This window comes from Nonomuraea sp. NPDC050153, from assembly GCF_044460125.1.
GTDB lineage: Bacteria > Actinomycetota > Actinomycetes > Streptosporangiales > Streptosporangiaceae > Nonomuraea.
Genome location: NZ_JBITJQ010000020.1, coordinates 205,834 through 213,693 on the forward strand (window position 1 = coordinate 205,834; position 7,860 = coordinate 213,693).

The 7,860-nt window shown below is 66.0% G+C and carries 10 protein-coding genes; 5 read left to right on the forward strand and 5 right to left on the reverse strand.

Translation table 11 applies throughout. The features are described from left to right. Positions 1 to 108: 108 nt before the first annotated feature. The 5 genes from ACIBQ1_RS38325 (at position 109) to ACIBQ1_RS38345 (ending at position 5,028) form a co-directional block, all read left to right on the forward strand. Positions 109 to 1,185, forward strand: coding sequence for a tyrosine-type recombinase/integrase (locus ACIBQ1_RS38325; RefSeq protein WP_397284615.1), 1,077 nt, complete (start codon positions 109 to 111; stop codon positions 1,183 to 1,185). Next, a complete protein-coding gene (locus ACIBQ1_RS38330; protein ID WP_397284617.1) occupies positions 1,182 to 2,045 on the forward strand; it encodes a hypothetical protein in 864 nt (287 codons plus the stop codon). Before ACIBQ1_RS38325 ends, ACIBQ1_RS38330 begins: the two co-directional genes overlap by 4 nt. Next, entirely contained in the window at positions 1,987 to 3,480 is a 1,494-nt protein-coding gene (locus ACIBQ1_RS38335) for a tyrosine-type recombinase/integrase (RefSeq protein ID WP_397284619.1), read from the forward strand. Before ACIBQ1_RS38330 ends, ACIBQ1_RS38335 begins: the two co-directional genes overlap by 59 nt. Then, the gene (locus ACIBQ1_RS38340) at positions 3,467 to 3,856 is read left to right on the forward strand and encodes a DUF6262 family protein (protein ID WP_397284621.1); all 390 of its coding nucleotides are present in this window, start codon (positions 3,467 to 3,469) and stop codon (positions 3,854 to 3,856) included. Before ACIBQ1_RS38335 ends, ACIBQ1_RS38340 begins: the two co-directional genes overlap by 14 nt. Positions 3,857 to 4,092: 236 nt before the next feature. After that, on the forward strand, positions 4,093 to 5,028 hold the full coding sequence (locus ACIBQ1_RS38345; RefSeq protein WP_397284623.1) for a hypothetical protein: 936 nt from the start codon (positions 4,093 to 4,095) through the stop codon (positions 5,026 to 5,028). 357 nt (positions 5,029 to 5,385) lie between these two features. Here ACIBQ1_RS38345 and ACIBQ1_RS38350 read toward each other — a convergent pair whose 3' ends face one another. From ACIBQ1_RS38350 to ACIBQ1_RS38370, 5 genes are all read right to left on the reverse strand, one after another. Next, entirely contained in the window at positions 5,386 to 5,670 is a 285-nt protein-coding gene (locus ACIBQ1_RS38350) for a hypothetical protein (RefSeq protein WP_397284625.1), read from the reverse strand. 70 nt (positions 5,671 to 5,740) lie between these two features. After that, a complete protein-coding gene (locus ACIBQ1_RS38355; protein ID WP_397284627.1) occupies positions 5,741 to 6,247 on the reverse strand; it encodes an HAD domain-containing protein in 507 nt (168 codons plus the stop codon). Further along, positions 6,240 to 6,632: a hypothetical protein gene (locus ACIBQ1_RS38360; protein WP_397284629.1), complete on the reverse strand. Its 393-nt coding sequence runs from the start codon at positions 6,630 to 6,632 to the stop codon at positions 6,240 to 6,242. Before ACIBQ1_RS38360 ends, ACIBQ1_RS38355 begins: the two co-directional genes overlap by 8 nt. Positions 6,633 to 6,961: 329 nt before the next feature. Continuing rightward, positions 6,962 to 7,354: a hypothetical protein gene (locus ACIBQ1_RS38365; protein ID WP_397284631.1), complete on the reverse strand. Its 393-nt coding sequence runs from the start codon at positions 7,352 to 7,354 to the stop codon at positions 6,962 to 6,964. Continuing rightward, the gene (locus tag ACIBQ1_RS38370; RefSeq protein WP_397284632.1) at positions 7,354 to 7,653 is read right to left on the reverse strand and encodes a hypothetical protein; all 300 of its coding nucleotides are present in this window, start codon (positions 7,651 to 7,653) and stop codon (positions 7,354 to 7,356) included. The genes ACIBQ1_RS38365 and ACIBQ1_RS38370 overlap by 1 nt, the downstream gene beginning before the upstream one ends. Between the last annotated feature and the right edge of the window lie 207 nt (positions 7,654 to 7,860).

Below are 7,860 nucleotides of genomic sequence, written 5' to 3' on the forward strand. Positions count from 1 at the left end.
ACTCTGTGGTGCTTCATAGACACGTCCTGTTGCCGTGTCCATGTCGATGGAGGCCCCGAGATGAGTGGGCTCGCCGTACAGCGCCTTCGGTCCCCAGACAGTGGCCCGGTGTCGTACACCGTGGTGGACGCGGACGGGCTGCCCGTCGAGCCGGTGGAGGCGTTCCTGGCCTGGATGGCAGCTGGCGGCGCGTCGCCGAACACGGTGCAGGGTTACGCCTACGACCTGCGGGACTTCTTCATCTGGCTTGACCAGATCGGCCTGGAGTTTCGTCAGCTGACCCTGGAGCAGCTCGCCCAGTTCTTCGATTGGCTGCGCCGGCCGAAGCCGACCCGGGCGCCGGGAGTGTTCTTGCTGCCCGGTACCGGCCAGGCGCTGGAGAACAGCACCCTGCAGCGCAAGCGGGCCGCCGTCGGCTCCTTCTACCGCTACCACGCCCGGCGCGACGAATCGGTGCCGGCCTTGCTCGGTCAGCTCCTGGGTACCCGGCCGACGGGCCGGTACGTGCCGATGCTGGTGCACACCTGGCGCGGCGGCCCGGTGGAGTACAGTCCGCTCCGGATTCACGCCCACCGCAAGTGCCCGAAGACCCTGACACCGCAGGAGACCGAGGACCTGGTTGCTGCGTGCCGCCGCCTGCGGGACAAATTTCTGATCACGCTGCTGGACGAGTCGGGCCTGAGGGTCAGCGAGGCGCTCGGCCTGCGCCACAGCGACCTGAGCATGCGGCGCGGCGAGGTCGAGGTCGTCCCGCGCGAGGACAACGCCAACCAGGCTCGAGCCAAAGGGCTGAAGGGCCGCACGATCCCGGTCCGCAGCGAGGTGTTCGACCTGTACGCCGACTACGTGGAGATCGAGTACGGGATGCTCGACTGCGACTACGTGTTCGTGAACCTGTTCCATCCACCGATCGGCTCCCCGATGACCAGGGCGAACGTCAACGAGTTGGTGGAACGGCTGCGAGCGCGGACCGAGATCACGCACTTCTCGCCACACGCCTGCCGCCACACCTATGCCACCCGGCTGCTGCGAGCCGAGGTCCCGATCGAGGTCGTGGCTGCGTTGCTCGGGCATGCCAACCCGCAGGTCACGGCTGATACGTACAGCCATTTGAGTGTCGAGGATCATCGACGCGTCCTTGTCTCCGCAGGACTGATCGGAAACGACCAGGAGATGAGCTCGTGACCGCACCGCGCCCGCTGGCCACTGGCGCGGGCTTGCTGGAACGGCTGATGGCGACGGTGCGGCCGGAGTTCCGCACGGGCGAGGAGTTCTATCCGCCGCCCGACAGCCCCGTGTTCTTCCAGGGCATCTGCAGGATTCCGGCCTGCACGCGCGCCGTGAGCTTCTCGGTCAAGGGGCTGTGCACCCACCACTACGGACGCTGGCGCCGAGCGGGCATGCCCGACCTGGAGGCCTGGATCCTCTGCGAGGACCCGACCACGAGGTGGCGCGACAACCCGCCCGGTTGCAGCGTCGCTCGGTGCGGCAGAGCATCGCGCGGCAGCCGGCCCTTGTGCGCACGCCACACCGAGGCGTGGCAGCGGGCAGGTTCGCCGGATCTGGACCAGTGGATTGCCACGGCGCGCTGCGACCCGACGCGACGTGACGATCGGGAGTGCCTGGTCGACGGCTGCCCGTGGCGGACCGACAGCCCATCGATGACCTTGTGCGGACGTCACTACATCCGCTGGCGCAACAACGGCCACCCCAACCTGACGTCGACCCAAATGCGAGATTGGTTCAAGGTCCTGGAGCTGCGCCGCAACCCTTACATCCGGCTTCATGATCTGAGCCAGCAGATTCGCCTGGAGATCCAGTTTGGGCTGCAACGCCGTCATGACCTGGGCACCAGGCACACCCCGCCCAGTATCGTATCGCGCGCCGTCTCCTGGATCCGTCCGGCCGAGCTCACGAGCCTGCTCGACTGGGACGAGGCCGACTGGCTGACCTTCCACCAGGCCCGGCCGCGCGGCCTACCGCAGCATGTCCCACGCCTTCATCCAGGACACCCGCTTCGAGCTGGACGCCTTACTGATCGGTGACGACCCGTGGGCCGACCAGTATCCGCGCGACACGTGGGACCTGCGACACCTGGGAGTGGAACGCGAACAGGCTCGATGGCTACACTTCGACGGCCTCACGCAGCCGTGGCTGAAGGACGTCGTCAAACGCTGGTGCCGCTGGCGTCTTGCCCAAGGGATCAACGCAGCCACGATCAAGACCAACATCTACGCCTGCGTCCGGCTCGCAGGCCATCTCGCCGAGCTCGACGGACCGGACGCCTCCCCGGCGGTTCTGACCCGCGAACGCATCGAGACCTGGATCGCGGCCTTGCACCCCCAGGTGCCCGACCCGACTACCCGCTCGCACCAGATCAGCTCGATCTCCACCCTGCTCAAGGACATCCACCGGCACGGATGGCTGCCCGAACTGCCCGGCAGCGCCTTCATCTACCACGACGACGGACCACGTCCGCGAGTCAGCAAGCCGCGCTTCATCCCCGAACCCGTGATGCGCCAGCTTGAAAAGCCCGAGGCGCTCGCGAAGTTCCCCTCCGACGACGGCCGGCTGCTACTCGAACTGCTCATCGCATGCGGGCTTCGTCTCAAGGACGCGAGGTGGCTGCCCTTCGACTGCATCGTGCCTGATGCCTCGGGCAACCCCTACCTGGCCTGGCTGAACCGGAAGATTCACGACCGGCCCGCGTTCTTCCCGCTCAGCACAGCCCTCGCCGACAGAATCGCCGTTCAGCAGGGCGCCGTTCACCGCCGGTTCCCGGACGGGTCGCCGTGGCTGTTCCCCGCCGCCAACGCCAACCTCGACGGCAGCAAGCCGGTCAGCGACCGTCGTCTCCGAGACCAGCTGAAGGCGTGGCTCGACGCGCTCGACCTGCGCGATGAGCACAGTCAGCCCATCAAGGTCACCTTTCACCAGTTCCGGCACACGCTGGCGACTCGGCTGATCAACGCCAACGTCCCCCAACATGTGGTCCAGAAGCTGCTCGACCACATGTCCCCGCAGATGACGGCCGTCTACGCCCGGCTGCTGGACAAGACCGTCCGCCAGCACTGGGAACGGGCGACGAAGATCAACGCCGACGGACAGACCGTCCAACTCGACCCCGAGCACCCACTCGCGGACGCCGCCTGGATGAAGCTCAGCATGGTCCGCGCCAAGGTCACCCTGCCCAACGGCTACTGCGGGGCACCCATCCAGACCGACTGCGAATACGCCAACCCGTGCCTGGACTGCCGCTTCTTCATCACCACCGCCGATTTCCTCTCCCAGCACCGCCGCCAGCATGAGGAGACCGAGCGGCTCATCGCCGACGCCACCGCGTCCGGCCTGGCCAGGGTCGCCGAGAAGAACACTCGCACCCTGCGCAAGCTCGATCAAATCATCGACGCCCTGGAGCGGACCACGGACGGCCAGATCGTGGCCGGGGGAAAGGTGACCGATCTCGATGCCGCCGGCTGACAACGCCCGCTTCCTCATCGAGGCGTCCAAGCAACGCCACCAGCAAGCCCGCCAGCGCGCCCAGGACGCCATCGCAGCCGTCGAGCGCCGCGGCGACCGCCCCACCGTGGTGGGCATTGCCCAGGCCGCCGCGGTCTCCCGCTCCTGGCTATACACCCAGCCCGACCTGATCGAGGCGATCGGCCAGCTCCAGCAGCGCACCCCGAAAAACTCACGGTCACGCACCCAACGCGCCAGCGAGGCCTCGCTCCAGCGCAGGCTGGAGATCGCACTGGAGCGCAACAAGCAACTCCGCGACCAGGTCTCCGACGTGACCGCCCGGCTCGAAGCCGCGCATGGCGAACTGCGGCGACTTCGGATCTTGCCGTCCCAGTAGCCTTGGTCGAAGCACCACTCATCAGTCATGGGCGGGAACCTCCGCTGGCAGGCAGTTCTCGGGGCGTGAGACAACGGAACGGCCAGTGGCGAGCGAGACGGTGTAGGCGGAATTGCCGCCATCCACCGTTCGAATGCATGGTGGCGCAACCCGGCGTGGCTCACACTGGTCGACAAGGCGTACCCGATCGCCGACCGCCCCAATGTGAAAAGCCGTAGACCTCAGCGGAGTGATCAGTGCGCGTGACGCTCGCATTAGTGGCCTTAGCCGTATTTCTCATAGCCATCTGGGCTGCTTTCCCGATGAGAGGCGGCGACGAGCTGGGCGGGCCTAACAGCCAGATCGGCGCGCAGTTGTCCTCTGACGGCACAGTTTTCTTGAGCGTTCGCGACATCGACCTACGCGCACGTGAGGCGACTTTCAGCGCGGATCTGCAGCTGCGGCTACCCGACGTGGACGAAGAGGCTCTCGGGACAATGAGAGTTTGGGCGGGCGCCACTGGCGTCGCCAGGTCGGGCATCACCACGCAGACGGTTTCCACTCAGATCCGCTTGCGTGACATGTACGCCGGGTTCGCGCCGCTGCCGGATTTCAAGGTGCCGCTCACGGGCTCCATGACCGCCTACCCGCACGACCGCTACTCCGCCAGATTCCAGATTGAGATCACCGTCTCCGACGGCGTCGAACTGCCACCGCTGTCCGACGGGACGAAGCGGATGTCGAAGCGGACGCTCATGCTCTTCATCTCCACCATCAAGCTTGACGACAACCTGAGCGACTGGACGCTCCCGCGCCTGGGCGACAACGCGCACAGCTACTACGTGGACACCGGAGGCAAGGTCGAAGGCACCCGGCCCGACGACAACGTGGTCCACCGGCTACGCCTGGACACGGCTATCCAGATCGACCTCACCCGCCGCCCGAACGCGCTCGCCTTCGTGTACGCCATCCTGGCGACCCCTGTCCTGCTCGTCCTCGCCCTCGCACTGCGCCGACATAGCAAGAACACCAGTCCCTTGGAGCTGGCGGCCGCTCTGCTGGCGGTCATTTCCCTGCGTCAGGTCCTGGTTCCGTCAGACATTTCAGGCTTCACCATTCTGGATAAGGTGCTGGGGATCGAGGTGGCGTTCATCACCGCCGTGACGCTCTACGCATACGCGCGCGAACACTGATCACAGCCTTTGAGCCCCGGTCGCCAGCCGGATCAGCCGCCTCGAAGCTGACAAGCCACCACTGCGGCGTTGGGGTCCAGGGTGCTCGCGCAAAATGCGGGCGAAGGCGATGGCCTTGACACGCGGCACCAAGTGGCTCGTGTGCTCGACGCCGTCCTCGTCTGTGTATTGGGCCGCGAACTGTCTAGCCACGGAAAGCCACCCCCTGCGTCATGGGCATGTCGTTGTCGCAAACCAGCAGGTCAGCGAGGAGATCGCGAGCCAAGATCGACATAAGGGTGGCGCGCGTGCGGTTCTCGACAGGCTTGCCGCCAAGAGCGATGGCCCACGCCCAGGGCTGGTGAATCGTTGGTGCCTTCACTCCCCACTTCCTCCCGTGATCTCGTCCAGCGCCGCCGCCCAGCATGCGGCGGTGGAGCGGACACCGTCGTCTCCGGCCTGCGCGAGCAGGGAGGCTCGATGCCGGTCCTCGGCCGACAGCGCCAGGAACCTGGCCCTGTCCCGCTCGTTGGCGGGTCCTCCCCGCCACGGCGCGAGTTCCTGTGTGCCCGGCTCGGTGGGCGGCCAGTGGCTGTAGGTGTGGTGGCACCATTCCCGGTTGAGCTCTTCGGGGCAGTGCCCGTCCCACGTCGTCATGGTCACCCGCCACCGCCTTCCTGTGCGAACACCTCGGGGTGAGCGGATAGCGAGTTCGTCGATGCAACGGAGGTTGTCAGCCACGGCTCACCTCCGCGAGCCACTCGGCGGCCTGCCTGATGTGGCGGTGCGTGAGTCCCTTGCGCGGCCCCACGTCGATGATCTGGAAGGCGTCCACGTTGTCGTGCCCCTTCAGGTACAGCCGATCGGCTCGTTCGAGGTCGTCGTCGAACCACACGAACGGCCGGCGCATCACATACTCGGCAACGGGCGGCGTTTTCGGGTGTACGTATGGCACCTCACGACCGGAGTTAACCAGGATGACCGGCAGATCGGGTAAGCCGATGAGTGGCGCGATGGACAGGTTGGCGTGGAGTTCCCATGTGGTCGCCCACACCAGTTCCGCGCCCGTCTCGGCGGCGAGCTGAAGCAGCATCGGCCCATGCTCGGGGTTGAGGTTGACCTTGAACGTTCCGATGTCGGAGACAGCGTCGTACGTCTGCCAGTGCGGACCCTGCCGGTGCCAGGCGTTGAGAACGCCATCGACGTCCAAAAGGATCAGCGGGCAGAGGTCGTCAGCCACGGTCGTCCTCGATCTCGATAATGGTCGCATCCGGGCGCCTCATCCGCGCCTCGTCCACCGGGTCGATACGGGTATGGTCCACGGCTTCTAAGGGTGCGACAGGACGGATTTCCCCGTAGAGGGCGACCTGTTCGGTCATCCAAGCCTCGTAGGTTGCCTCGTCCTCGAACGACTTTGGCACGTCGACTTCAGCCAGGTCGGGGTGCTGGGCGAGCAGCGACGGGGTGCATTCTTCTGCGGCTCGCGGGAGTTGGTGGGTGAACAGGTTGTCGCCAGTCATCCAATTCAAGATCTGGTAGAGGCCGTCAAAGCGGGTGGGCGATACGAGCACGTGGCTAGCGCCGGACAGGATGTCGCCGATGTGGAAGTCGCGGGTCTCGGTCACTCCAGGTCCTCTCGCGGTAGGCATGGTGGTGGTCTCCTCAGGTAGGGCGGCGCGGGGGACTACGGCGGTGGATAGCTGGATAGCTTGGCGCGGAGGCAGGCCTCCTCGTCCTTGGAGAAGCCGCGCAGGCGGGCGACTCTCTCTTCCAGGTAGTTGTTGTGCGGCCGTACTCGCACAGGACGTTGATAGCAGCGTCGATGGCGTCCTCGACAGCAGGGTGGTCAAGCTCGACGTCGTGTGTGTGGCCGCCGCCCTCACGTTTGGGTCCCAGCCGCCGCCGTCTGCTACGTATCCGGTGACGGTACGAATCTGGACGGAGCGCTGCATGTTCATCCCTTCTGTAGATCATCGGTAGTGGCTGAGCCCTTCTCGGGAAGAACGGTTCCTTCCGAATTGTGGTCGTGGTCGCCGCGGGGCCAGAGCCCTGCGACGACGAGGGACGCTTCGATCCGGCCCGCCAGGTCCACGCCAGCGGCCCGCATGGCGGTGGCCGCCTGGACGGTGAGGCGGGCGATGAAGTCGGCCAGGTCGTCGGCGGTGGCCTCTTCGATGGCGAGCAGGTGCATGTTGTCGTCGTCGATGAGAGCGATGGCCCACTCGCCCGGCCGCGGTGGCGGGATGAGCTCGTCGTCCTCATCGACGGGACTGGGGCGTTGGTCGTCTCCGGATTGGATGACGATGCGGAGGATGGTGGGGTTGCTGCCCAGCGTGAGGTAGGGCATCAGGGGCGCTCCTGGGCGGCGGGGTTGTTCATCATGTGCTCGGCCACCCGTACGGCCTGGGCCATCTCGTGCTCGCAGTCGCCGGAGCACCAGGAGACAGCCACCCACGCTTCCGCCTTCCCGGAGACGGCGAAGTGTCCTTCGCCTGCGGCGATGGCGACGAGGTGCGGGTTGGCGAACTCGGCTTGGTCCAAGATGTAGCGGATCTCGGCGGCGGTCTGGGGCTTGGAGGAGTTGGCGTTGTTGCCGGGGGTGCGGGTGATGAAGTGGACGTGCTTGGTGGTGGTGGGTTCGGTCATGCTTTCCTTGATCCTTTCTTGTTGGCGGTATCGCCAACGAGTCTGTCGGAGATGCCTCTCTGTGCGCCCGTGCTTGACGGAGACGGCTTGATCGATTCGCTTTCGAGCCTACCTTAGAGCCTGCTGACGAAGGCTTAAGCGCTCAATGAGGTGCAGGCGTAGAGCGCTGGTCCGATCTTGTTGATGTGGCCCTGGTGGGACCACTGG

Excerpts from the sequence above, each read along its gene's own strand:
- ACIBQ1_RS38365 (WP_397284631.1), bottom strand. The coding sequence starts at position 7,354 with ATGCCCTACCTCACGCTGGGCAGCAACCCCACCATCCTCCGCATCGTC.
- ACIBQ1_RS38340 (WP_397284621.1), top strand. The coding sequence starts at position 3,467 with ATGCCGCCGGCTGACAACGCCCGCTTCCTCATCGAGGCGTCCAAGCAA.
- ACIBQ1_RS38335 (WP_397284619.1), top strand. The coding sequence starts at position 1,987 with ATGTCCCACGCCTTCATCCAGGACACCCGCTTCGAGCTGGACGCCTTA.
- ACIBQ1_RS38370 (WP_397284632.1), bottom strand. The coding sequence starts at position 7,653 with ATGACCGAACCCACCACCACCAAGCACGTCCACTTCATCACCCGCACC.